Raw genomic sequence first — 22,540 nt, 5'->3', positions numbered from 1 at the left:
GGCAGGTCCATGCTCGGCTCGCTTTCGGCACACACCGCGGCCACGCGGCCGTCGTCGCAGTTCGATACCCATCACCCGACCGCGCCGCGGTCACCTGTGGAGGCTATATGCGATCCAAACTTTTCCACGCTTCGTTGGCGGCGGCTCTCGCCCTCGGTCTCGGCCTCGCCGCCCCTGCCTCGCAGGCCGCGCCCGGCGACCGTTACGTCCTGGTCTCCCACGCCGCCGATTCCGATTCCTGGTGGAACACCATCAAGAACGCCATCAAGCAGGCGGGTGAGGATTTCGGCGTCGAGGTCGACTACCGCGGCTCCGGCAACGGCGACCTGTCCGAAATGGCCCGCCAGCTCGAATCCGCCGCCGCCCGCAACTACAAGGGCGTGTCCTTCGATATCGCCAGCTACGCCGTGCTCAAGGCCCCGGCGGCGAAGATCTCGGCCAAGGGCATCCCCATCGTCACCATCAACTCCGGCACTCCCGAGGAGAGCAGGAAAATCGGCGCGATCATGCACGTGGGCCAGGGCGAATACGACGCCGGCAAGGCAGCCGGTGAGCGCGCCAAGGCCAAGGGCATCACCAGCTTCGTCTGCATCAACCACTACGCCACCAACAACGCCTCGTTCGAGCGCTGCAAGGGCTTTGCCGAGGCCATCGGCGTGAAGGACTGGCGCAAGACGTCGATGATCGACTCGGGCATGGACCCGACCGTGGTCGCCAGCAAGGTCAGCGCGTACCTGCGCAGCAACCCGAAGACCCAGGCGATCCTCGCCCTCGGCCCCAACGCCGCGGAGCCGACCATCAAGGTGGTCAACGACATGCACCTGGCCGGCAAGATCGACTTCGGCACCTTCGACCTGTCGCCCGCCATCATCGGCGGCATCAAGTCCGGCACGATCCAGTACGCCATCGACCAGCAGCCGTACCTGCAGGGCTACATGGGCATCGCCGCGCTGGTGATCGCGCACGACCAGAACACCAAGGACCCGGCCAAGATCATCGAAGCCATCAAGGCCAACCCGAAGTTCCAGGCCCGCCTGAAGCAGTACGACCTCAAGCCCGTCTATACCGCCACGGGGGTCAGCTCCGGCCCGGCCTTCGTCACGAAGGACAACGTGGCCACCGTCGAGAAATACGCCGGTCAGTACCGCTGATCGTCGGGGAGTGAACCATGAGCGCCATCAATGAGAGCGTGTCCAACATGATCCAGTCCAACCGTGCGAACGCGCCGGAAGCACCGACCTCCACGGACGAACGCGTGCGACGGGTATCCCCGTGGCGCATTCTCCTCGACCGGCCCGAGCTCGGGTCGATCGCGGGCACCGTGCTCGTCTTCGTCTTCTTCGGCATCTTCGCCCGCGGGTCGGGCATGTTCGCACTCGATGGCGTGATCAACTGGGCACAGGTGGCGGCGTACCTCGGCATCCTGGCCGTGGGCGCCTGCCTGCTGATGATCGCCGGCGAGTTCGACCTGTCGATGGGATCGATGATCGGCTTCGCCGGCGTGCTGGTCGCCATTCCACCGATGTACATGGGTTGGCCGCTGTGGGCATCGGTGATCTTCGCCTTCGTCGGCTGCATGGCGCTGGGCGCGCTCAACGGTTACCTGGTGGTACGCACCCGGTTGCCGTCGTTCATCGTCACCCTCGCCTTCATGTTCATCCTGCGCGGCCTGACGCTGGTGCTGTCCACCAGCTTCGCCAACAGCACCATCGTCAGCGGCGTGGGCGACAAGTTCGCGGAAGACCCGGTGATCAACGCGCTGTTCTCCGGCACCACGCTGCACTGGCTGTTCACCGCGCTGGCCGGCATGAACCTGATCGAGAAGCTGCCCAGCGGCGACCCGGTCGTCGGTGGCATCCCCAAGGTGCTGGTGTGGTGGCTGGTGATGGGTCTGGCCGCTGGCTTCGTGCTGGCGCGCACCCGCTTCGGCAACTGGATCTTCGTCGTCGGCGGTGACGCCAACGCGGCCAAGAACGTCGGCGTCCCGGTGCGCCGGGTCAAGGTTTCACTGTTCGTACTCACCGCCTTCTGCGCCTGCCTGTTCGGCGTGCTGCAGGTGGCCGACGTGGGCTCGGCCGCTGCGGATCGCGGCCTGCAGAAAGAGTTCGAAGCCATCATCGCCGTGGTGATCGGCGGTGCGTTGCTCACCGGCGGCTTCGGCTCGGTGATCGGCGCCTGCTTCGGCGCACTGATCTTCGGCGTCGTGCAGATCGGCATCTCGTACACCAACATCGATTCGGACTGGTACCGCGTCTTCCTCGGCGGGATGTTGCTGCTGGCGGTGCTGTTCAACCACTACATCCGCAGCCGCGCTGCGAGCACCAAGTGAGGACCGCCCCCATGGCCGACGATTACATTCTCGAACTGGACAACGTCAGCAAGTTCTTCGGCACCGTGATCGCCCTGCAGGGCGTGACGCTCCGCCTGCGCCGTGGCGAGGTGCACTGCCTGCTCGGCGACAACGGCGCCGGCAAATCGACGCTGATCAAGACGCTGGCCGGCGTGCACCAGCCCAGCACGGGCGAATACCGGGTCGAGGGACGCGCCGTGAAATACAGCTCGCCCCGCGAGGCGCTGGACGATGGCATCGCCACCGTTTACCAGGACCTGGCCCTGGTGCCGCTGATGAGCGTCGCGCGCAACTTCTTCGCCGGGCGCGAGCCGCGCCGGAAGATGTTCGGCCTGATCCCCGTCATCGACATGCAGTACGCCAACGAGACCGCTCGCGAGAAACTCGCCGAGATGGGCATCCGCGTGCGCGACGCCAGCCAGCCGGTGGGCACCATGTCCGGCGGCGAGCGGCAGTGCCTGGCCATCGCCCGCGCCATCCATTTCGGCGCCAAGGTGCTGATCCTGGACGAGCCCACGGCGGCCCTGGGCGTCAAGCAGTCTTGCAACGTGCTCAAGCTGATCCACAAGGCGCGCGAGCGTGGCATCTCGGTGATCTTCATCACCCACAACGTGCACCACGCCTACCCCATCGCGGACAGCTTCACGCTATTGAACCGCGGCCAGTCCATGGGCACCTTCGCCAAGGCGGATGTCACCAAGGAAGCCGTGCTCGACATGATGGCCGGCGGCACAGAGATCCAGAGCCTGGTCGACGAACTGGAAGGCCGCGCGGCCTGAACACGGAAAAACCCCATGCGTAGTCTCCTGCCCCGTTCCGCCTCCCGCCCCATCGACGTCGCCTGCCTCGGCCGGCTCGCGGTGGATCTCTACGCCCAGCAGATCGGCGCCCGCCTGGAGGACGCCACCAGTTTCGCCAAGTACCTCGGTGGATCTTCGGCCAACGTCGCCTTCGGCACGGCACGGCTGGGCCTGCGCTCGGCCATGCTCGCCCGCGTCGGCGACGATCACATGGGCCGCTTCCTCACCGAGACGCTGGAAGCGGAAGGCTGTGACATCAGTCAGGTCACGGTGGACACGGACCGGCTCACCGCCCTGGCCATCCTGGGCATCAAGGATCGCGAGACGTTTCCGCTGCTGTTCTATCGCGACAACTGCGCCGACATGGGGCTGACCACGGAGGATATCGACGAGGCCTTCATTGCCCGCTGCCGCGCACTGGCCATCACCGGCACGCACCTGTCGCAGCCGGGCGTGCATGCCGCCGCCACCCGCGCCATCGACCTGGCCCGCCAGCACGACGTGCGTACGGTGCTCGACATCGATTACCGCCCGGTGCTCTGGGGCCTGACGGGCAAGGGCGACGGCGAACGCCGCTTCGTGGCCGCCGATCATGTCACCGCACATTTGCAGGCCAGCCTGCCGGGCTTCGACCTGATCGTCGGCACGGAAGAAGAATTCCATATCGCCGGCGGCAGTGAAGACCTGCTGGCGGCACTGCGCGCAGTGCGTGGCATCAGCGCCGCCACGCTGGTGGTCAAGCGTGGCGCCATCGGCTGCAGCGTGATCGACGGCCCCATTCCCGAGCGCATCGACGACGCCCCCACCTACCGCGGTGCGCGCGTGGAGGTGCTGAACGTGCTCGGCGCGGGCGATGCCTTCCTCTCCGGCTTCCTGACCGGCTGGCTGGACGGCGAGTCCGTGGCGCAGGCCTGCGCGTTCGCCAATGCCTGCGGCGCCATCGTGGTGTCCCGCCACGGCTGCGCACCGGCCATGCCCGCCCGTGCGGAACTGGACGCCTTCCTGGCGCGCGAGGGCGGCATCCCGCGGCCCGATCGCGACGCCGAGCTGTCCCACCTGCATCGCACCGCCGTACCGCGCAAGGCATGGAACGACCTCTATGTGTTCGCCTTCGACCACCGGGTGCCGTTCTTCGAGCTGACCCGCGAAGCCGGCGGCGACGAAGCCCGGCTGCCGCGCCTGAAGGAGCTGCTCGTGGAGGCGGTGGCCGCCACCGAACGCGCCGGCCACCTGCAGGGCCATGTCGGCCTGCTGGCCGACGACCGCTACGGCCAGAACGCACTGAACGCGGCCACCGGTCGCGGCTGGTGGATCGGCCGCCCGGTGGAAGTGCCGGGCTCCAGTCCTCTCGAACTCGAACGCGGCCGCTCCATCGGCAGCCAGCTGATCGCGTGGCCGCGCGAGCACGTCATCAAGTGCCTCGTGGCCTTCGATCCCGATGCCACGCCCATGGAACGCGTGGAACAGGAAACCCAGATCCGTTCGCTCTACGACGCCGCCGTCATCAGCGGCCACGAGCTGCTGCTGGAAATCATCCCGCCGTGCACGGGCGGCCCCGCCCAGCGCGACGAGCTGGTGCTGCGCTCGATGAAACGCATCTACAACCTCGGCATCCGCCCCGACTGGTGGAAGCTTTGCCCGCCGCAGCGCGACGCCTGGCAAGGCATCGACGCCCTGATCGCCGAGCGCGACCCGCATTGCCGGGGCGTGCTGCTGCTCGGCCTGAATGCCCCGGAAGAAGTCCTGGCGGCCGGCTTCGCCGATGCCCTGGAGAGCACCACGTGCCGCGGCTTCGCGGTGGGCCGCACCTTGTTCAGCGAACCGGCGAAAGCCTGGCTGGCGGGGCGGATCGACGATGAGACGCTGGTCGCCCAGGCGCGTGCGGCGTTCGAACGGATGATCGCCCTGTGGCGCGAAGGCCGTCGTGCCCCGCAGGCGCCGATGCGGGAAGGCGCCGCGGCATGACCACGCCCTCCTCTCCCCCGGCCACCGTCCGGCTGACCACGGCGCAGGCGTTGGTCCGTTACCTCGCCGCACTGCAGGGCCGCGATCCGGACAGCGATGTGTCGGCGCCGCTGTTCGGCGGGGTCTTCGCCATCTTCGGCCACGGCAACGTGGCCGGGCTGGGTGAAGCGCTGCACGGCATCCGCGACACGCTGCCGACGTATCGCGCGCACAACGAACAGGCGATGGCGCATACCGCCATCGCCTACGCCAAAGCGCACATGCGCCGGCGGATGATGGCCGTCACCACGTCCATCGGACCGGGTGCCACCAACCTCGTGACGGCGGCGGCGCTGGCTCACGTCAACCGCCTGCCGGTGCTGTTGCTGCCCGGCGACATCTTCGTCTCGCGCGCACCGGATCCGGTGCTGCAACAGCTGGAGGATTTCGGCGACGGCACCGTCTCGGTCAACGACTGCCTGCGTCCGGTGTCCCGCTACTTCGACCGCATCGTGCGTCCGGAACAGTTGCTGACGGCGCTGCCACGGGCCATCCGCGCGCTCACCGATGCCGCCCTCTGCGGCCCGGTGACGCTGGCGTTGCCGCAGGACGTGCAGGCCGAGGCGTACGACTGGCCGCTGGCCTTCTTCGAGCCGCGCGAGATCGTGTTCCGCGCGCCGCAGCCCACCGACGACGAACTGATGCACGCGCTGGACGCCATCGAGGCGGCCGAGCGTCCGGTCATCGTGGCCGGCGGCGGTGCCCTGTACGCCAGGGCCACCCCGCAATTGCTGGCCTTTGCCGACAAGCACGGCGTGCCCGTGTGCGAGACCCAGGCCGGCAAGGGCGTGCTGCCGTGGAACCACCCGCTGCATCTCGGCCCCGCGGGCGTCTGCGGCTCCACCGCCGCCAACGCCCTGCTGCGCGACGCCGACCTGGTGATCGCCGTGGGCACGCGACTGCAGGACTTCACCACAGGCTCCAACGCCCTGTTCGCCCACGTGCCGATCCTCTCGGTCAACGTCAACACGTTCGACGCGCTCAAGGGCAACGGCCTGGAAGTGATCGGGGATGCCGCACGCGTGCTGGACGACCTGGGCTTCGGCCTGGAGGACTGGACCGCTCCGGAAGCCTGGACATTGCGCGCGCGCCAGTTGGCCGGGGCATGGCTGGACATCGTGGCGCGCACCACGGATGCCCGCCAGCCGCCGGCAGGCCGCCTGCCCTACGACGGCGAAGTGATCGGTGCCGTGCAACGCTCGTCGTCACGCTCCACGCAAGACGACGTGGTCGTCTGCGCCGCGGGCACGCTACCGGCGGAACTGGAAAAGCTGTGGCGCACCGAAACACCCGGCGGTTACCACATGGAATACGGCTACTCGTGCATGGGTTATGAGATCGCCGGCGGCCTGGGCGTGAAGATGGCCCTGCCCGACCGCGAGGTGGTGGTCATGGTCGGCGACGGCAGCTACCTCATGATGAATTCCGAGATCGCCACCTCGGTGATGCTCGACGCCAAGCTCATCGTCGTGGTGCTGGACAACCGCGGTTACGGCTGCATCAACCGGCTGCAACAGTCCACCGGCAGCGCCGCGTTCAACAACATGTTCGACGATTGCGTGCAGGGCCGGCACGGCGCACCCACCATCGACTTCGCCGCGCATGCCCGCGCCATGGGCGCGATCGCCGAGCACGTCGCCGACATCGCCGGCCTGGAGGCCGCCATGGAACGCGCACGCGCCGCCGACCGTACCTACCTCATCAGCATCGACACCGACCACACGCGCACCACGGACGAAGGCGGCGCATGGTGGGAGGTGGCGATTCCCGAAGTATCGTCGCGCGATGCCGTGCGCGACGCCCGCGCCGGTTACGACACCGCCATCGTGGCCCGCAAGACCAGGAACACGCCCACATGAAAAACGATCCCATCCGCATCGGCATCAACCCGATCTCCTGGAGCAACGACGACCTGCCCTCGCTCGGCGGCGAGATCCCGCTGTCCACCGCGCTCACCGAAGGCAAGGCCATCGGCTACGAGGGCTTCGAGCTGGGCAACAAGTTCCCGAAGGAGCCGGCCGCGCTGCGCGACCTGATGGCCGGCTACGGCCTGGACGTGGTGTCCGGCTGGTATTCCGGACGCGTGGCCGAGCGCTCCGCGAAGGATGAAACCGTGGCCGTGGAGAAACACCTCCGTCTGCTGGCCGAGAACGGCTGCAAGGTCATGGTCTACGGCGAGGTGGCCCACGCCATCCAGGGTGAGCCGGTGCCGCTATACAAGCGCCCGCGCTTCCGCACGGCCGACGACTGGAAACGCTACGGCGACAACCTCACCGCGTTCGCGACGTTCACGCTGTCGCACGGCGTGCGGCTGGCCTACCACCATCACATGGGCGCCTATGTGGAATCGCCCGAGGACGTGGACCAGCTGATGGCCCACACCGGCGACGAGGTGGGCCTGTTGTTCGACAGCGGCCACACGTACTTCGGCGGCGGCGATCCGCTGGCCGTGCTCGACCGCCACATCGGCCGCATCTGCCACGTGCACTGCAAGGATGTGCGCCCCGGGGTGGTCCGCCTGGCACGCAACCGCCACTGGACCTTCCTCGAGTCCGTGCTCAACGGCGCCTTTACCGTGCCGGGCGACGGCGTGATCGATTTCGCGGCCATCATCGATCGGCTGAAAACCCACGGGTACACCGGCTGGCTGGTGGTCGAGGCCGAGCAGGACCCGTCCGTGGCACCCAGCTATGCCTTCGCCAAGAAAGGCTACGACACACTGCGTAACCTGCTGGACCGCGCGACGGTCGGGGAGGCCGCATGAGCCTGCTGGTCAAGGCCATGCCCACCGGCGAGGCGATCGTCAAGGTCACGCCGGAAACCGCCCACTGGAAGCACGTGGGTTTCGAGGCGCGTCGCATCGTGGCGGGCTCCACCGTCGAGATCGCGCTACCGGAACGTCGCGAAGGCTGCCTGGTGGTGCTCGTGGGCCGCGTGGACATCGCGGTTGCAGGCCAGTCGTGGAAGGACCTCGACGGACGCGCCAGTGTGTTCGAGGACCGCGCGCCGCATGCGGTGTATGCGCCGCCCTCATCGGTTTACACGGTAACCGCGCACACCGACGCCGAGCTTGCGCTGGCGTCCGCGCCGGCCACCGGCAAGTTTCCGGCGCGCCTGATCGACCCCGCCTCGATGAAGCGCTCCACGCGCGGCACCGGCGCCAACACACGCTACGTGTGCGACATCCTGCCGGAGACGGAAGACGCGGAGTCGCTGCTGGTGGTCGAGGTGCTGACCCCGGCAGGGCATTCGTCCAGCTACCCACCGCACAAGCACGACACCGACGCCCTGCCGGAAGAAAGCGTGCTGGAAGAGACCTACTACCATCGCGTCGATCCGCCGCAGGGTTTTGCCTTCCAGCGTGTCTACACCGACGAGCGCGACATCGACGAGTCGATGGCCGTCGGCAACCACGACGTGGTGATGGTGCCGCGCGGCTACCACCCGGTGGTGATGCCGCACGGCTACCGCGGCTACTACCTCAATGTCATGGCCGGCCCGAGCCGCGCCTGGCACTTCCGCAACGATCCCGCCCACGAATGGATGATCGCGCGCTGACCGCGCCGCATCGGAGTAACCGAACATGTCCGCCCAGCCTTCCGCTTCCTCCCTTCCCCGTATCGGCCATTTCATCGACGGCAAGCCCTATACCGGCTCGCCCTCCGGCACGGCACCGGTCTACGACCCGGCGCGCGGCGTGCCCGCGGCCGAGGTGGACCTCGCGTCGGTCGTCGACGTCGATGCCGCCGTGCGCGCGGCGCATGCCGCGTTCCCGGCATGGTCCGACACGCCGCCGCTCAAGCGCGCGCGCGTGATGTTCCGTTTCAAGAACCTGATCGAGCGCGACCTCGACCGTCTCGCGCGCATCATCGTGGCCGAACACGGCAAGGTGCTTTCCGACGCGAAAGGCGAAGTGATCCGCGGGCTGGAAGTGGTCGAATACGCCTGCGGCATCCCGGAACTGCTCAAGGGTGAGTACACCGAACAGATCGCCAACGGTATCGATGCCTGGACGATGCGCCAGGCGCTGGGCGTGTGCGCCGGCATCACCCCGTTCAACTTCCCCGCCATGGTGCCGATGTGGATGTTCCCCATGGCGCTGGCCTGCGGCAACACCTTCGTATTGAAGCCGTCCGAACGCGATCCGTCGCTGGCGGTGGAGCTGGCCCGGCTGCTGCAGGAAGCCGGGCTTCCCGACGGCGTGTTCAACGTGGTGCATGGCGACAAGACCGCCGTGGATGCCCTGCTGGAACATCCGCTGGTTCGCGCGGTGAGCTTCGTCGGTTCCACGCCGATTGCCGAATACATCTATGCGCAGGGTTCCGCCAGGGGCAAACGCGTACAGGCACTGGGCGGCGCGAAGAACCACATGATCGTCATGCCCGACGCCGACCTCGACAAGACGGCGGATGCACTGATGGGCGCGGGTTACGGTGCCGCCGGTGAGCGCTGCATGGCGATATCCGTGGCCGTCGCCGTCGGCGAGGCCACCGCCGATGCGCTGGTGGCGAAGCTCGCGCCGCGGGTGAAGGCGCTGCGCATCGGCCATGGCCTGGACGAGACGATCGAGATGGGCCCGGTGGTCACCGGCATGCATCGCGACCGCATCACCCACTACATCGACGACGGCGAAGCGGCCGGTGCCGAGCTGGTCGTGGACGGCCGCGGCTACCAGGTCGCCGGTTGCGAACAGGGCTTTTTCGTGGGCGGCACGCTGTTCGACCGCGTCACCCCCGCCATGCGCATCTACAAGGAAGAAATCTTCGGACCCGTGCTCTGCGTCGTTCGCGTGCCGGATTTCGCCAGTGCGCTGAAACTGGTGGACGAGCATGAATTCGGCAACGGCACGGCCATCTTCACCCGCGACGGCCAGGTGGCGCGCGAGTTCGCCCACCGCGTTCAGGTAGGCATGATCGGCATCAACATCCCCATCCCCGTGCCGATGGCCTTCCACAGCTTCGGCGGCTGGAAGAAGAGCCTGATGGGAGACCACCACGCCCACGGCCCGGAATCTGTGCGCTTCTACACAAGACAGAAAGCTGTCACACAGCGCTGGCTGAACCACGACGAAAGTGCAGGGGCGGAATTCGCGATGCCCACACATTAGTCTGACAAAAACATTATGATGCGGCGGGTTGGACGCGCGGGGAGCTATTGTGCGTTGCAACTTAGATAATCAAAAGCCATAAACGCAAAAGCATAAATTTTCAGGGAGAAGGACACATGCTCAACGTACTCGCTAAGCGTCCCATCGCCGGCGTGCTGCTCGCATGCCTCGGCCTGGCTGCTACCGCGGCGCACGCCGACGACCTCGCAACCAGCAAATACCTGTTCGGTGACTGGAACGGTGAACGCACGCGGCTCGAAGATGCCGGCGTGAAGTTCGACCTCGGTTACGGCGGTGAAGCGGCCCACAACTACTCGGGCGGCACCAAGAACATCACCCGTTACACCGACCAGTGGAAGCTGGGCGCCGCGTTCGACCTGCAGAAGCTGTGGGGCTGGAACGGCGCGACGTTCAACATCGTGGTTACCGATCGTAACGGCCGCAACATCGGCGCCGACGCCAACATCGGCAACAACCAGCTGATCCAGGAAGTCTACGGTCGCGGCCAGACCTGGCACCTGACCGTCTTCTCCCTGGTGCAGAAGTTCTTCGACGATCGCCTGACCTGGAAGATCGGCCGCCTGCCGGTCGGCGAGGACATCAACCAGTTCTCGTGCGACTTCCAGAACCTGACCTTCTGCGGCGCGCAGCCGGGTAACATCGTGGGCGACTACTGGGTCAACTGGCCGACCAGCCAGTGGGCCACGGTGCTGAAGCTGGATACCTCGAAGGAAACCTTCGTCCAGATCGCGGCCTACCAGGTCAACCCGAAGTACGTCGACGACTCCTACGCGCGTCACAACGGCCTCAAGCCGAACTTCCCCGGCGGCACCACCGGTGCGCTGATCCCCCTGGAGTTCGGCTGGAAGCCGATGGTCAACGGCCTGCCCGGTTCGTACCGCGCCGGCGTCTGGTACAACACGTCCAAGGGTAACGACCTGTACCTCGACGTGAACCGCCAGCCCATCGCGCTGACCGGCAACGAGCCGCTGCAGCACGATTCCCGCAAGGGCGCGTGGATCACCTTCCAGCAGCAGGTGTCCGGCGAAGCCGGCGGCAAGGGCACCACGGTGTTCCTGAACATCGCCTCGGCCGACCACGAGACCTCGGCGACCAATAACCAGATCTCGCTGGGCATGGAGTACAAGGGCATCTTCGATCGCCCGAACGACTTCATCGGCGCCGCCATCGGTGGCTCGCACGCCAGCGGTTACGCCGCGAAGAACCAGCGCCTGGTCAATGCCATCACCGGCACGGACGGCATCGTCAACGACGGCTACGAGAAGGTCGCCGAAGTGTTCTACAGCTACTCGCCGATCCCCTCGATCGCACTGCGTCCCAACCTGCAGTACATCAAGGATCCGGGCGGCAGCAAGCAGAACGACGACGCGCTGGTGCTCGGTCTGAAGATGTCGGTGGCGTTCTAAGCCGCTCCGTCATCGGTGTCATCGAGAAGGCCTGGGGAGACCCGGGCCTTTTCTTTGTGTGGCGGGCTGGGTCGCCCACATCGTGGGCCCTACGCGGCTGCGGTGGCGTGGAGGGCGGATCGCCCACATCGTGGGCTCCTACAGCGCGGCGTCGCGTTGTTGTTGTTGTAGGAGCGGACGATGTCCGCGATCCGCCTCGGTCCGCGATCTGCCTGGGTCCGCAATCTGCCTCGGTCCACGCCCCCTCAACGCCTCACCCCTCATTCTCCGCCGACGCATCCAGCGCGAACGAATCGTCGCCCTCGTCCACCGTCAGGCGCATCACGATCGGGCGGCAACACACCTGGCAATCCTCGATATACATCTGGCTGCCGCCCGACGTATCGACGGCCACCTCGATGGTCTCGCCGCAATAGGGGCAGGCGACGTCGGTAAACTCATACATATGGAAAGTCCCAGGACAGGCGCGCGGTTGCGCGCGGCATCGATTGACGGCAACCTGCGAGGTTCCGCTTTAACGATGTCGCACGCAACCGTGCGCGCAGGAACCTTACCTTCATGATCGAGATGGTCGGCTTCGACGGCGACGACACGCTGTGGCGTAGCCAGGAATACTACGACGACGCCCAGGCGGCCTTCGAGGCCATCCTGGGCCGGTATGTCGACCTGGCCGCGGAGGGCCTGCGCACGGCCCTGCTGGACACGGAGCGCGGCAACATCGCGCTGTTCGGCTACGGCGCCAAGGGCATGGCCCTGTCCATGATCGAATCGGCGATCGAGCTGACCGACGGGCGCATCGAGGCCCGCGACATCCATCGCATCGTGCGCCTGGCCAAGGACGTGCTCGGCCACCCGGTCCAGTTGCTTCCCGGCATCCGCGAGGCGGTGGAGGCCGTGGCGGCGACCCACCGCGTGGTGCTGATCACCAAGGGCGACCTCTTCCACCAGGAAGCCAAGGTGGCCCAATGTGGGCTGGCCGGCATCTTCCACCGGATCGAGATCGTCTCGGAGAAGGATCCTGCCACGTACACCCGTTTGCTGCAGGAGTTCGGGCTCTCGCCGGATCGCTTCGCCATGGTCGGCAACTCGCTGAAGTCGGACATCGCCCCGGTGGTCGCCCTGGGTGGCTGCGGGGTGTACATGCCCTATCACAGCACCTGGGAACACGAGCGTCTGGCCGGCTTCGCCATGGGCGAGCGCGTGGTCGAGGTGGCCGGCGCCGAGGCCATCCCCGCCGCCATCGTGGCCCTGCACGCGGCCTGACGCCAGTCCACGCCACCTTCGCGCCCCAGCCGCGAAGCTGGCTGGATCGATTCGGGAGGCGAACACGTGCATGCGAGATTGAAGATGGGCTGGCGGGTCGTCAGCACCACGGTGAAGGGATTCAGCGACGACGAGTTGATGACACGCGCCGCCGCGCTCGCCTTCTACTCGGCGCTGTCGTTCGCGCCGTTGCTGGTGTTGCTGCTGTGGGTGGTGGCCTCGCTTCGTCCCGAGTGGCAGGCCCAGCTGATCGATAGCCTGAACGGCCTGGTCGGCTCACGCGCCGCCGAAGCCGTGCGGCTGGTGATCGAAAACGCCAAGCAGAAGCCCAGCGTGGGCAGCGTGGCCGGCATCATCGGACTCGGCGTCACACTGGTGGGCGCCTCCGCCGTGTTTGCCCAGCTGCAAGGCGCCCTGAACCGGGTCTGGGGGCTGCAGCCGAAGCCCGGCAAGGCCACCCATGCAATCCTGACGTGGTTGCGCGCGCGCCTGCATGCCCTGGGGCTGCTGCTCTCGCTGGCCTTCCTGCTGGTGATCTCCTTCTCCGCCAGCGCCATGATCGCGGTGTTCGTCCGCGGCGGCACCACTGGCTGGCACGTGCTGGAGACGCTGATTTCCCTGGCCGTGTTCGTCGTCATCTTCGGCGCCATCTACAAGGTGCTGCCGGATGCCATCATCGAGTGGCGCGATGCCGTGATCGGCGCCAGCCTGACCGCCCTTCTCTTCGTGGTGGGCAAGTTCGCCATCGGTTTCTACCTGGAGCGCAGCAACGTCGGCGGCCCGTACGGCCCGGCGGGCAGCGTGGTGGTGCTGCTGGTCTGGGTGTACTACTCGGCCCTGATCCTGCTGCTGGGCGCCGAACTGACCGAGGCCGTGGCCGAGGCGCGGGGCACCCCGATTAAACCGCGGCCATACGCCATGTCGATCAAACCGGAGCCGGCGCACGTATTTGACCCCTCCGTCACGAGGCCGGGGGTATCCCTGTCGCAGCCCTATAAGGAGGATGCCCCATGAAGACCCATCTGCTCGCCGCCACCCTGTTCATCGTCGCTACCGGTGCGGCCGTTACCGCTCCCCCGGCCGATGCCCAGAGCCGGCGCAGCCAGCACCAGGTCTGCCGCGACGTCCAGACCAAACAGATCCAGTCCAAGGACGATAACCGCCTGATCGGCACCGGCGTGGGTGCCGTGGCCGGTGGCCTGCTGGGCAATCAGGTGGGCGGCGGCAAGGGCAAGACCCTGGCCACCGTGGCCGGTGCGGTCGGCGGCGGTTACGCCGGCAACCAGATCCAGAAGAACCATCAGAACAAGAACGCGACCTACGAGACCCACCGCGAGTGCCATTGGGTGAACGACTGATCGTGTAAGCCAGACCCCCTCGGTCCGGTCTTATCGGAAGGGTGCCACCGGGCACCCTTCCTGCTTTCCGGAGGTTCCATGCGCCACGCCGATCCCGATCGCCGCCGTTTCCTGGGCGTGTTTGCCGCCACGGTCGCGGCCTCCGCCTCGCTGCCCTTCGTCCTGCGCGCCATACGGCCCGCCATGGCCGCCGACGCCCCGCCCGCGCCACAGGGCGGCACGGTGACACTCGACGCCTTCGCGCCCGACAAGAAGCCGCTGGGGCCCCATCCCGAGGCCCGCGTGGTGCTGACCGACGACCAGTGGAAGGCGAAGCTGGGCACGAAGTCGTATTACATCACCCGCCAGGAAGGCACCGAGCCGGCCTATACGGGCGAGAACTGGGACCGGCATGACAACGGTATCTACCGCTGCATCGGCTGCGACACGGCGCTGTACGACTCGGCCACCAAGTTCGAGTCCGGCACGGGGTGGCCCAGCTTCTGGAAGCCGATCTCGAAACGGAACGTGGTGGAGAAGATCGACCGCAGCCTGCTCGAGGAGCGCACGGAAGTGAAGTGTGCCCGCTGCGACGCCCACCTCGGCCACGTGTTCGACGACGGCCCCGACCCCACCGGCCTGCGCTACTGCATGAACGCCGGCGCCATGCACTTCGCCCCGGTACCGAAAACCGCGGGGTAGGAGCGCACGCACGTGCGCGACATCTTTTCGCGCACACCACACGTCACTGCAAACACCGTGTAGGAGCGCACGATGTGCGCGACATGTGTTGAGGCCGAACGTCCGGCGTCACGCGCCAGCCCTTCAGGTTCGGCGAACACACGTCGCGCACATCGTGCGCTCCTACATGGGTTAATTGCGGGGCGGCATGGGGGTCAGCTGGAACTCCTTGGGCGGGGTCTCGCCCTTGAGGTAGCGCACGAAGTAGTCCCAGCGACGGCGCGTCATGTACGGCGTGGCGTCGCCGTAGCCGTGGTGCGCGTTAGGGATGATGACCAGATCGAAATCCTTGTTCGCCTTGATCAGCGCGTCGACCACCAGCAGCGATTCGTACGGCGGCACGTTATCGTCCATCGTGCCGTGCGCGATCATCAGGTGACCCTTCAGGCCGCCGACCCACTTCTGGTTGGCCTGGTCGTCGTAGTTGCTCTTGCCGTCCTTGTCCTTGACCAGCAGGCCCTGCCACTTCTCGGCCCAGTCGTCCTCGTAGTTACGGTTGTCGTGGTTGCCCGACTCCGAGATGCCCACCTTGAACACGTCCGGGTAGCGGAACATGGCGGTAGCCGTGGCGTTGCCGCCGCCGGAGTGGCCCCAGATACCCACGCGATCGCCGTCCAGCCAGCTGTACTTCTTCACCAGCTGCTTCACCGCCAGCACCTGGTCGGGCAACGTGTTGTCGCCGATGTTCTGGAAATACGCATCGTGGAACGCCTTGGAGCGCCACGGCGTGCCCATGCCGTCCACCGCTACCACCACGAAGCCGAGCTCGGCCAGCGCCTGGTTATCGCCATGGGCGGGCAGGAAGCTGCGCGTGCGGATCGAGCCCACCTGCGGGCCCGGGTAGATGTAGACGATCAGCGGGTATTTCTTCGACGGATCGAACTTCGACGGCTTGAACATCTGGCCGTAGAGGTCGGTCTTGCCGTCACGCGCCTTCACCGTGAACGCGGTGGGCGGCACCCAGCCGGTGGCTTTCAGGCGCGAGATATCGGCATGGGCGATGTCCTTCACCGTCGCACCGGTATCCGAACGACGCACCAGCGCCACCGGCGGCGTATCGATCGTGGAATACGAATCGAAGAAGTAGGTGCCGTCCTTCGACAGGCTGACCGTGTGGTCGGCGTTCTCAGGCGTCAGCAGGGTCAAACCCTTGCCGTCGAAGCCCACCTTGTAGAACTGCTGGTAATACGGATCGACGCCCTTCTCGCGGCCCACGCCACGGAACCAGATCGTCTTCGTCTTCGGATCGATGCGCAGCACCTCGGTGACGTTCCAGTCGCCCTGGGTGATCGCTTGCTCCAGCTTGCCCGTCTTCAGGCTGTACATGTACAGGTGGCCCCAGTTGCTCCGCTCGGAGAACCAGATCACCTGGTCGGTCTCGGGCACGTATTGCCAGTTCACCGTGCCGTTGCCGCTTTCGAAGTAGGTCTTGGCCTTTTCCTCGAACACCGTGCGCACGTCGCCGGTTTCCGGGTTGGCCACACGGAACCACTCGTGCGTGTGGTCACGCGAGGTGGACACGAAGGCGATGCTCTTGCCGTCGCCCGCCCAGCGCACGTCGTCCCACACGCCAGGGCTGCACGACACATCGTCGCAAAGCGACGAGCGATGCTGGTCGGCGGGCATCTTGAAGCGCACCACGGTTTTCGTCGGCACGTCGATCACGACGCGCTCGATCATGGTCACGTCCTTGTCGCCGGGCAGCGGGTATTTCCAGGTCTCTACCTTGGGGTGGCCCACGTTGGTGGTGACCAGGGTCATCTCGCCGGTCTTGCGCTGGTCCTGCTGGAACGTGGCGATCTTCTTCGAGTCCGGCGACCACACGAGGATCGCCTCGTCGGTGTGCTGCCAGCCGGCGTTGTCCGTGGCGTAACCGAAGTCCTTGATGCCGTCGGTGGTCAGGCGCGTCTCGGCACCCGTGGCCACGTCGCGCACCCACAGGTTCCAGTCGCGGATGAAGGCCTCCGACTTGCCGTCCGGCGACTTCAGGCCCGGCTCATCGCCGTAGGGCTTGCCGGCCGCGTCCTTCTTCACCGCGGCGATCTCGCACTTGCCGATCGCCTTGTCGCAGACGTAGTGCCTGCCGCGCGAGGTTACGTCCAGGCCGTCGTCCGGACGGACGACGAACGTGCTCACCGGCAGCTTGTCGGGCTCCACCTTTGTACCCGACGCCTTCGACAGCGCGGCAGCCAGCTTGTCGCGGTCGAACGCGCGCGAGGCCTGGCCCGTGGCGGCATCGACGGTAAGGAACTGGTCGCCGTCCTTGTCGTGGTCGCGGTACCAGAAATGGCCGTCGTCGACCCAGGTGACCCGCTGGACGGAGTGGTCCACCAGTGTGGAAGCGTGGCCCAGGAAGGAGTCGGCGCGCTTGTAGTCGTCGAGGGTGACGGCCTGCGCGGACGCCGCAGCGGCCCCGATCAGTCCGAGGAGGACGGCGCCGGAAAGCGCCGCGGTGCGTTTGGTCGACATAGGGGTTCCCCATCACAGCAACGGCGCAGGGCGCGCCGCGAACCGGACGAGGCTATCCCCCATGCGCGCCTGCGGCGTATGCCATTGGTCACGGGTCCGTGCGACGCCCCACCCGGAAGCGCCGACCCTGCCGTTCGATCATGGCCAGCGCCAGCGCATCGGGCAGCAGCTTGAACAAGGACTTGATGGCTGTGTTGACCCGGCCGTTGACGTAGACGGCCTTGCCGGCGTCGGCCGCGTCCAGACCCTGTCGCGCCACCGTGGCCGCGTCCATCCACAGCCAGCGCGGCATCTTCGAGACCAATTCGCGCGAGCCGGTCACGTCGTGGAACTCCGAATAGGTAAAGCCCGGGCACACCGCCGTGGTGTGGACACCGGTGCCCTTGCCCTCCAGCGCCAGCGACTGCGACAACTTGATGAGGTAGGCCTTGGACGCCGCATACAGCGTGTGCCCCGCCGAGCCGGGCAGATGGCCCGCCAGCGAGGCGATGTTGACGATCCGGCCGTAGCCACGCGCCTGCATGGACGGCAACAGGCGCCAGGCCAGTTCCGTCGGGGCGGTCATCAGCACCTGGATGAAGTCGGCATGCGCGGACCAGGGCTGCTCGTGAAAATACCCGCTGACGCCGTATCCGGCATTGTTGATCAGTACGTCGATCGCCAGGCCTTGGGCATCCAGGGCCGCGACGAGTGCTTCCGGGCCGTCGGAGCGGGCCAGGTCCAGCGGCGCCACGATCGCTTCGATGCCGTGCCGGTCGCGCAATTCGGCGGCGAGCTTTTCCAGGCGGTCGGCCCGGCGTGCGGTGAGCACCAGGTCGTGGCCGCGACGGGCCAGTTCGCGGGCGAACGCCTCGCCGATGCCGGCGGATGCGCCGGTGACCAGTGCGCGACGATTCGATGCCATGGACGTTCCTCGATACATGTTCGCGATGGGAAGTATGCACCCGCGTTACATGAACGGGGCCCCCGTGTGTTCACGGATGAGACGCGGCTTTCACGGATTCATGCACCCCGTGACCGCGATGCTTGGGCTCCTTAAAACGACTCGATCCGAGTCATCCGACGGAGCCCGACCATGACCAGCAACGACCACGATATCAAGGTTCTCAACAGCCTCATCGAGACCACCATCGACAGCGCCGAGGGCTACGGCGAAGCCGCGAAGGATGCCGAGAACACCCGTTACGCCTCGACCTTCCAGCAGCGCGCCGGCGAGCGTCGCCAGGCCGCGCAGGCCCTGCAGACGCAGGTCCGTGCACTGGGTGGCAACCCGGAAGACGACGGCACCATCCTTGCCAAGGCGCACCGCATGTTCGTCGAGCTGCGCGCGAAGATGAGCTCGAAGGACGACACCGCGATCGTCGACGAAGTCGAGCGTGGCGAAGACCACATCAAGCACAAGTACGAAGACGCGCTGAAGGACACCGAAGTCTCGGCCGCGAGCCGCGCCGTGATCGAGAAGGCCTACGTGTCGGTCAAGACCGGCCACGACCAGATGCGCGACCTCAAGCACGCGCTGCACGGCACGAACTGATCTTTCCATTGATCGGTTGAAGAAACGGGCCCACTGGGCCCGTTTTTTTGTCGCCGTAACCTGCCATGGTAGGAGCCCACGATGTGGGCGATTTTCCAACCGATCTTCTCGCGTTAGCTACAGAGAGCGAAAGATCGCCCACATCGTGGGCTCCTATACGGCGTTTTTGCTTTACTTGGCGGCGGGATCGGGCTCTTCGTTCATCAGCGCGTTGATCTGGCCCTTGTGCGCTTCGTAGAACGCCACGTTCTTCTGGTTGACCTTGGACTGGTCGACGTAGGCGGCCATCCGCGGGTTGCCCTTCGCTTCCGAGGCGATGGCCGCATTGGTGACGGCGAGGTTGGCGAGCAGGAACTCGCGCGGCGTGAAGCCGTACTTCTTGATCAGCGGCGCGATGCGCGGATCGGAATCCGTCACCTGCTTGGCCAGGTCGTCGAGCGAGTGGATCTTCGAGAAATCGGTCTTGGCGTCCTTGGGCTTGATGCCCTGCGCCTTGGCTTCCTGCGACACCTTGACGATGCGGTTGAACACGTCGTCTGTGAGGTTGAAGTTCTGGATGGCCTGCTTGTCGGCGGCGGGAATCTGCGACGCCGGATTGGCGGCGGCCGGTGCCGGTGCGGACTGCTGTGCGAACGATGCCACGGGCATCACGGTAGCGGTGGCCAGCAGCGCGGCAAGGATATAACGAGACTTCACGGGCAACTCCTTCAGGGACGGGTCCGTGGTGGACGTGGCGATAGCTTAAGTGGCCGGATGTTATGTGTTCGTGGGCGGCGTTGCGCTTCCTTCAGGAAGCTTCGGGCCGTTCCAGCCCATCAGGTTGTAGAAATCGTAGCGCCACACACCCACGTATTCGTGGATGGCGAAATCGGCAAAGGAAAGGTTTTCCGAGGTGGGCAGCCAGTCGTAGCGGGCCGTCACGTAATCGCCGCGCACGGGCTCAGCCTGTATGCCGAAGTGGGCGAAATAGATCATGGCCCGGCGCAGGTGCACCGCCGAGGACACCAGCACCACCTTGTCCGCGCCGTAGGACATAAGCAGCGGCTTGCTGAACTGCGCATTCTCGAAGGTATTCATGCTGCGCGATTCCAGCAGCAGGTCCGCGCGCGGTATGCCCAGTCGGGCCAGGCTGATCGCGTAGACATCGGCCTCGGCCTGGCCCAGGTGGGCCGCATCGCCGCCGCTGACTTCCAGCTTGCAGTCGGCCCCGGTGGCCTTGCACGCCCGATACAACTCGGCCGCGCGGAGCACGCGGCCATTAGCGTAGAGGCTGGGCTCGATGGACCCCACGCCGCTACGCACCGTACCGGCACCGAGCAGGATGATGGCGTTGCGCTGCCCCCACTGGGCCACATCGGGCGCATAGCCCGCCTGCAGGTTGGACAGCAGCAGGCCGGTCAGCGGCCCGCAGCCGGCGAAGAACAGCCAGCCGACGGCCAGCAGCATGAGCAGCCGACCGGCGAGGCGGCGGCGCAGGCGCATCGACAGCAGGGCGACGGCCAGGAGGATCAGGAAAAAGGTGAGTGTCATGGGGCGGAGCGTAGCAAAGCCCCATGGCATTTGTTGCGCGTCAGCCGAACAGTTTCGCCGCGATCTCGGCAATATGCTTGCCCTGGAAACGGGCACCGGCCAGTTCGTTCTCGCTGGGCTGGCGGGACCCGTCGCTGGCCGCGATCGTGGTGGCGCCGTACGGGCTGCCACCGGTCACCTCGTCCAGCTTCAACTGACCCTGGAAGCTGTAGGGCAGGCCCACCGGGATCAGGCCGAGGTGCAGCAGGTTGGTGATCAAGGAAAACAGGGTGGTCTCCTGCCCGCCGTGCTGCGAGGCCGTCGAGACGAACGCGCCGCCCACCTTGCCGTTGAGGGCACCGCGCGACCACAGCGAGCCGGTCTGGTCGAGGAAGGTGGCCATCTGGGCGCTTAGCCGGCCGTAGCGGGTGCCCGTGCCCAGGATGATCGCATCGTAGGACTCCAGCTCGTCCACCCGGGCGATCGGCGCCGCCTGGTCCAGCTTGAAATGCGAACTGCGCGCCACGTCGTCCGGCACCGTCTCCGGCACGCGCTTGATGTCGACCTGGGCACCCGCCTCGCGGGCGCCTTCCGCCACGGCCTGCGCCATGGTTTCGATATGGCCATAGGCCGAGTAATAGAGCACGAGCACCTTCGCCACGGCGAATCTCCTGTATCGAACGGGGAAGTCGCCACCGTAGGCCCGTCGGTGTTTACACCACGTGGTGGCGGGACGGTAAAGTGAGCCACCTGGCATACCGGACGCCTTTACCTCGTGTCGATCGAAGAAGCGATCACGCCCACCCGAAGCGAGCCGCTGACCGCGGAGCGCGCGTATGAGCTGTACTGGGCCGACCTGCTGGGCGAAGAACCCGTCTTCTACTGCATCGGCCAGGGGTGCACCGCCCAGCTGATCTGCGCCTGCCTCGAAAAACCGGAGCAAAACCTACGGATTCGCCCGTACTTCCGCTCCCGCCGGATCGACGACCACGCGGACACCTGCGAGGTGGTGCACGCCACCGGCGAGGCCAGGAACGACAAGCAGCCCGACGTGTTCGAAGCCGAGCGCCCCGCCGATCATTTCCGCGCGGTGCCGCCGGTGAGCGGCTTGGCAGCCATCCCGCCGAGTCCAGGCACACCACCCGACCAAAGCCCGCCGACGCCCGGCGATCCCGCCGCCCCCCGCCCGCGCCGCGTCACGGCGGCAGCGACCACCCGACGGCCCAGCCACTACTACCGCCTTTCGTCACTGGTGCAGAAATTCCTCGAACACCGCCGTGACGACGATCTCGGCGAGGCCCAGGTGGCGATCGGTGGGGAAACCACCACCTACGAAGCCCTGTTCCGTAACGTGTTCCGGCAGAAGGTGGCCGACCTGACCGGCACCCGGGCGGTATGGTGGGGCGCGGCCTCCCTGCGAGCCACGAAGGAAGGCGGGTATTACCTGAAGTTCTCGCGTCCGTTCCGCCACGGCGACGACGAACTTCGCCCGACCATCACCCTCACCGCGAAAGACATCGACGCCTACCCCGTACGCAAGCTGTTGCGCGCCCGTCTGGACAAGTTGATCGCCGAATCCGGCGGCTACTGCGTGGTGTTCGTGTGGGCGAAACCGTGGATGCCCAAGGACGCCGAGAAACCGTTCGTTCGTTTCTATGCCAACAACCTGGACCATATCGACGTGCGCGGGCCGGAGATCCTTCAGGAGCTGGCGAGCACATCGCGGGTAAAGCCCGGCGCATGACCCGTGCACGTCCGCGGCCCGCTGACGCCGCGTTGACCGCGGGACGCTAAGATGGCGCCATGGTCCGCAAACGCCGCCTTCGCCTGCCCTTCGTGCGTCACCCACGCGACGCTACGCACGATTTCGACGATGCCAGTTACGACGGCGGCGTATCCGGCGGCGCCTATCTGCGGCACATCATTGTCGTGGCCGTGCTGCTGGGCATTATCGGCCTGATCCTGCGGCAGTACCTTTGACCTGCTGCGCCGAGCATCA

General features: G+C 66.5%; 22 protein-coding genes. 16 read left to right on the top strand and 6 right to left on the bottom strand.

What is annotated here, in order from left to right; all coding sequences use genetic code 11:
• Positions 1–107: 107 nt before the first annotated feature.
• The 9 genes from FA89_RS07680 to FA89_RS07640 all read left to right on the top strand — a co-directional run bounded on the left by FA89_RS07680 (position 108) and on the right by FA89_RS07640 (position 11,688).
• Entirely contained in the window at positions 108–1,151 is a 1,044-nt protein-coding gene (locus tag FA89_RS07680) for a sugar ABC transporter substrate-binding protein (protein WP_036139774.1), read from the top strand.
• A 17-nt stretch (positions 1,152–1,168) separates the two neighbouring features.
• Complete coding sequence (locus FA89_RS07675) at positions 1,169–2,329, top strand: ABC transporter permease (RefSeq protein ID WP_081916390.1); 1,161 nt, start codon at positions 1,169–1,171, stop codon at positions 2,327–2,329.
• 11 nt (positions 2,330–2,340) lie between these two features.
• On the top strand, positions 2,341–3,129 hold the full coding sequence (locus tag FA89_RS07670; RefSeq protein WP_036139772.1) for an ATP-binding cassette domain-containing protein: 789 nt from the start codon (positions 2,341–2,343) through the stop codon (positions 3,127–3,129).
• A gap of 15 nt (positions 3,130–3,144) precedes the next feature.
• The gene (locus FA89_RS07665) at positions 3,145–5,115 is read left to right on the top strand and encodes a bifunctional 5-dehydro-2-deoxygluconokinase/5-dehydro-2-deoxyphosphogluconate aldolase (protein WP_036139770.1); all 1,971 of its coding nucleotides are present in this window, start codon (positions 3,145–3,147) and stop codon (positions 5,113–5,115) included.
• On the top strand, positions 5,112–7,013 hold the full coding sequence (iolD, locus tag FA89_RS07660; RefSeq protein WP_036139768.1) for a 3D-(3,5/4)-trihydroxycyclohexane-1,2-dione acylhydrolase (decyclizing): 1,902 nt from the start codon (positions 5,112–5,114) through the stop codon (positions 7,011–7,013). The genes FA89_RS07665 and iolD overlap by 4 nt, the downstream gene beginning before the upstream one ends.
• Positions 7,010–7,918, top strand: a complete 909-nt coding sequence (iolE, locus tag FA89_RS07655; protein WP_036139766.1) for a myo-inosose-2 dehydratase — start codon at positions 7,010–7,012, stop codon at positions 7,916–7,918. Before iolD ends, iolE begins: the two co-directional genes overlap by 4 nt.
• On the top strand, positions 7,915–8,712 hold the full coding sequence (gene iolB / locus FA89_RS07650; protein ID WP_036139764.1) for a 5-deoxy-glucuronate isomerase: 798 nt from the start codon (positions 7,915–7,917) through the stop codon (positions 8,710–8,712). Before iolE ends, iolB begins: the two co-directional genes overlap by 4 nt.
• A 25-nt stretch (positions 8,713–8,737) precedes the next feature.
• The gene (locus FA89_RS07645) at positions 8,738–10,261 is read left to right on the top strand and encodes a CoA-acylating methylmalonate-semialdehyde dehydrogenase (protein WP_036139762.1); all 1,524 of its coding nucleotides are present in this window, start codon (positions 8,738–8,740) and stop codon (positions 10,259–10,261) included.
• A gap of 116 nt (positions 10,262–10,377) precedes the next feature.
• A complete protein-coding gene (locus FA89_RS07640) occupies positions 10,378–11,688 on the top strand; it encodes a carbohydrate porin (RefSeq protein WP_081916389.1) in 1,311 nt (436 codons plus the stop codon).
• Positions 11,689–11,941: 253 nt separating this feature from the next.
• On the opposite strand, the gene FA89_RS07635 is transcribed toward FA89_RS07640, so the two are convergent.
• Positions 11,942–12,133, bottom strand: a complete 192-nt coding sequence (locus tag FA89_RS07635) for a CPXCG motif-containing cysteine-rich protein (RefSeq protein ID WP_036139759.1) — start codon at positions 12,131–12,133, stop codon at positions 11,942–11,944.
• 113 nt (positions 12,134–12,246) lie between these two features.
• Here FA89_RS07635 and FA89_RS07630 point away from each other — a divergent pair, with 113 nt between their 5' ends.
• The 4 genes from FA89_RS07630 to msrB all read left to right on the top strand — a co-directional run bounded on the left by FA89_RS07630 (position 12,247) and on the right by msrB (position 14,990).
• Positions 12,247–12,951 carry an HAD family hydrolase gene (locus FA89_RS07630; RefSeq protein WP_036139756.1) on the top strand — a complete coding sequence of 235 codons (705 nt, stop codon included), beginning with the start codon at positions 12,247–12,249 and terminating at the stop codon, positions 12,949–12,951.
• Between the two features lie 66 nt (positions 12,952–13,017).
• The gene (locus FA89_RS07625; protein WP_240003864.1) at positions 13,018–13,965 is read left to right on the top strand and encodes a YihY/virulence factor BrkB family protein; all 948 of its coding nucleotides are present in this window, start codon (positions 13,018–13,020) and stop codon (positions 13,963–13,965) included.
• Positions 13,962–14,309 carry a glycine zipper 2TM domain-containing protein gene (locus FA89_RS07620; protein ID WP_036139753.1) on the top strand — a complete coding sequence of 116 codons (348 nt, stop codon included), beginning with the start codon at positions 13,962–13,964 and terminating at the stop codon, positions 14,307–14,309. Before FA89_RS07625 ends, FA89_RS07620 begins: the two co-directional genes overlap by 4 nt.
• Positions 14,310–14,387: 78 nt before the next feature.
• Complete coding sequence (gene msrB, locus FA89_RS07615; RefSeq protein WP_036139751.1) at positions 14,388–14,990, top strand: peptide-methionine (R)-S-oxide reductase MsrB; 603 nt, start codon at positions 14,388–14,390, stop codon at positions 14,988–14,990.
• 171 nt (positions 14,991–15,161) lie between these two features.
• Here msrB and FA89_RS07610 read toward each other — a convergent pair whose 3' ends face one another.
• Positions 15,162–17,498 carry a S9 family peptidase gene (locus FA89_RS07610; protein ID WP_036139749.1) on the bottom strand — a complete coding sequence of 779 codons (2,337 nt, stop codon included), beginning with the start codon at positions 17,496–17,498 and terminating at the stop codon, positions 15,162–15,164.
• A gap of 88 nt (positions 17,499–17,586) precedes the next feature.
• Entirely contained in the window at positions 17,587–18,402 is an 816-nt protein-coding gene (locus FA89_RS07605) for an SDR family NAD(P)-dependent oxidoreductase (protein ID WP_036139747.1), read from the bottom strand.
• A 171-nt stretch (positions 18,403–18,573) separates the two neighbouring features.
• On the opposite strand from FA89_RS07605, the gene FA89_RS07600 reads away from it, so the two are divergent.
• On the top strand, positions 18,574–19,032 hold the full coding sequence (locus FA89_RS07600) for a PA2169 family four-helix-bundle protein (protein ID WP_036139745.1): 459 nt from the start codon (positions 18,574–18,576) through the stop codon (positions 19,030–19,032).
• 171 nt (positions 19,033–19,203) lie between these two features.
• Here FA89_RS07600 and FA89_RS07595 read toward each other — a convergent pair whose 3' ends face one another.
• From FA89_RS07595 to wrbA, 3 genes are read right to left on the bottom strand one after another with little or no spacing between them, the layout of a single operon-like run.
• Positions 19,204–19,728, bottom strand: a complete 525-nt coding sequence (locus FA89_RS07595) for a hypothetical protein (protein ID WP_036139743.1) — start codon at positions 19,726–19,728, stop codon at positions 19,204–19,206.
• A 60-nt stretch (positions 19,729–19,788) separates the two neighbouring features.
• Positions 19,789–20,562, bottom strand: a complete 774-nt coding sequence (locus FA89_RS07590) for a YdcF family protein (RefSeq protein ID WP_036139741.1) — start codon at positions 20,560–20,562, stop codon at positions 19,789–19,791.
• 40 nt (positions 20,563–20,602) lie between these two features.
• Complete coding sequence (gene wrbA, locus FA89_RS07585) at positions 20,603–21,202, bottom strand: NAD(P)H:quinone oxidoreductase (RefSeq protein ID WP_036139738.1); 600 nt, start codon at positions 21,200–21,202, stop codon at positions 20,603–20,605.
• A 114-nt stretch (positions 21,203–21,316) separates the two neighbouring features.
• Here wrbA and FA89_RS07580 point away from each other — a divergent pair, with 114 nt between their 5' ends.
• A complete protein-coding gene (locus FA89_RS07580; protein WP_036139736.1) occupies positions 21,317–22,285 on the top strand; it encodes a hypothetical protein in 969 nt (322 codons plus the stop codon).
• Between the two features lie 59 nt (positions 22,286–22,344).
• On the top strand, positions 22,345–22,521 hold the full coding sequence (locus tag FA89_RS20135) for a hypothetical protein (protein WP_185754278.1): 177 nt from the start codon (positions 22,345–22,347) through the stop codon (positions 22,519–22,521).
• The last annotated feature ends 19 nt before the right edge of the window (positions 22,522–22,540 follow it).

Origin of the sequence: Luteibacter sp. 9135 (assembly GCF_000745005.1) — a bacterium.
In the GTDB taxonomy this organism is placed as follows: domain Bacteria; phylum Pseudomonadota; class Gammaproteobacteria; order Xanthomonadales; family Rhodanobacteraceae; genus Luteibacter.
Note: the sequence above shows the minus strand (reverse complement) of the source record. Positions and strands in the feature narration are given on the sequence as shown.

Bases quoted from the DNA above. Each gene is read 5' to 3' on its own strand.
- FA89_RS07600 (WP_036139745.1), top strand. From the start codon at position 18,574: ATGACCAGCAACGACCACGATATCAAGGTTCTCAACAGCCTCATCGAG.
- iolD (WP_036139768.1), top strand. From the start codon at position 5,112: ATGACCACGCCCTCCTCTCCCCCGGCCACCGTCCGGCTGACCACGGCG.
- FA89_RS07680 (WP_036139774.1), top strand. From the start codon at position 108: ATGCGATCCAAACTTTTCCACGCTTCGTTGGCGGCGGCTCTCGCCCTC.
- FA89_RS07675 (WP_081916390.1), top strand. From the start codon at position 1,169: ATGAGCGCCATCAATGAGAGCGTGTCCAACATGATCCAGTCCAACCGT.
- iolB (WP_036139764.1), top strand. From the start codon at position 7,915: ATGAGCCTGCTGGTCAAGGCCATGCCCACCGGCGAGGCGATCGTCAAG.
- FA89_RS07640 (WP_081916389.1), top strand. From the start codon at position 10,378: ATGCTCAACGTACTCGCTAAGCGTCCCATCGCCGGCGTGCTGCTCGCA.
- FA89_RS07645 (WP_036139762.1), top strand. From the start codon at position 8,738: ATGTCCGCCCAGCCTTCCGCTTCCTCCCTTCCCCGTATCGGCCATTTC.
- FA89_RS07670 (WP_036139772.1), top strand. From the start codon at position 2,341: ATGGCCGACGATTACATTCTCGAACTGGACAACGTCAGCAAGTTCTTC.
- iolE (WP_036139766.1), top strand. From the start codon at position 7,010: ATGAAAAACGATCCCATCCGCATCGGCATCAACCCGATCTCCTGGAGC.
- FA89_RS20135 (WP_185754278.1), top strand. From the start codon at position 22,345: ATGGTCCGCAAACGCCGCCTTCGCCTGCCCTTCGTGCGTCACCCACGC.
- FA89_RS07620 (WP_036139753.1), top strand. From the start codon at position 13,962: ATGAAGACCCATCTGCTCGCCGCCACCCTGTTCATCGTCGCTACCGGT.
- msrB (WP_036139751.1), top strand. From the start codon at position 14,388: ATGCGCCACGCCGATCCCGATCGCCGCCGTTTCCTGGGCGTGTTTGCC.
- FA89_RS07610 (WP_036139749.1), bottom strand. From the start codon at position 17,498: ATGTCGACCAAACGCACCGCGGCGCTTTCCGGCGCCGTCCTCCTCGGA.
- FA89_RS07635 (WP_036139759.1), bottom strand. From the start codon at position 12,133: ATGTATGAGTTTACCGACGTCGCCTGCCCCTATTGCGGCGAGACCATC.
- FA89_RS07630 (WP_036139756.1), top strand. From the start codon at position 12,247: ATGATCGAGATGGTCGGCTTCGACGGCGACGACACGCTGTGGCGTAGC.
- FA89_RS07605 (WP_036139747.1), bottom strand. From the start codon at position 18,402: ATGGCATCGAATCGTCGCGCACTGGTCACCGGCGCATCCGCCGGCATC.
- FA89_RS07590 (WP_036139741.1), bottom strand. From the start codon at position 20,562: ATGACACTCACCTTTTTCCTGATCCTCCTGGCCGTCGCCCTGCTGTCG.
- FA89_RS07665 (WP_036139770.1), top strand. From the start codon at position 3,145: ATGCGTAGTCTCCTGCCCCGTTCCGCCTCCCGCCCCATCGACGTCGCC.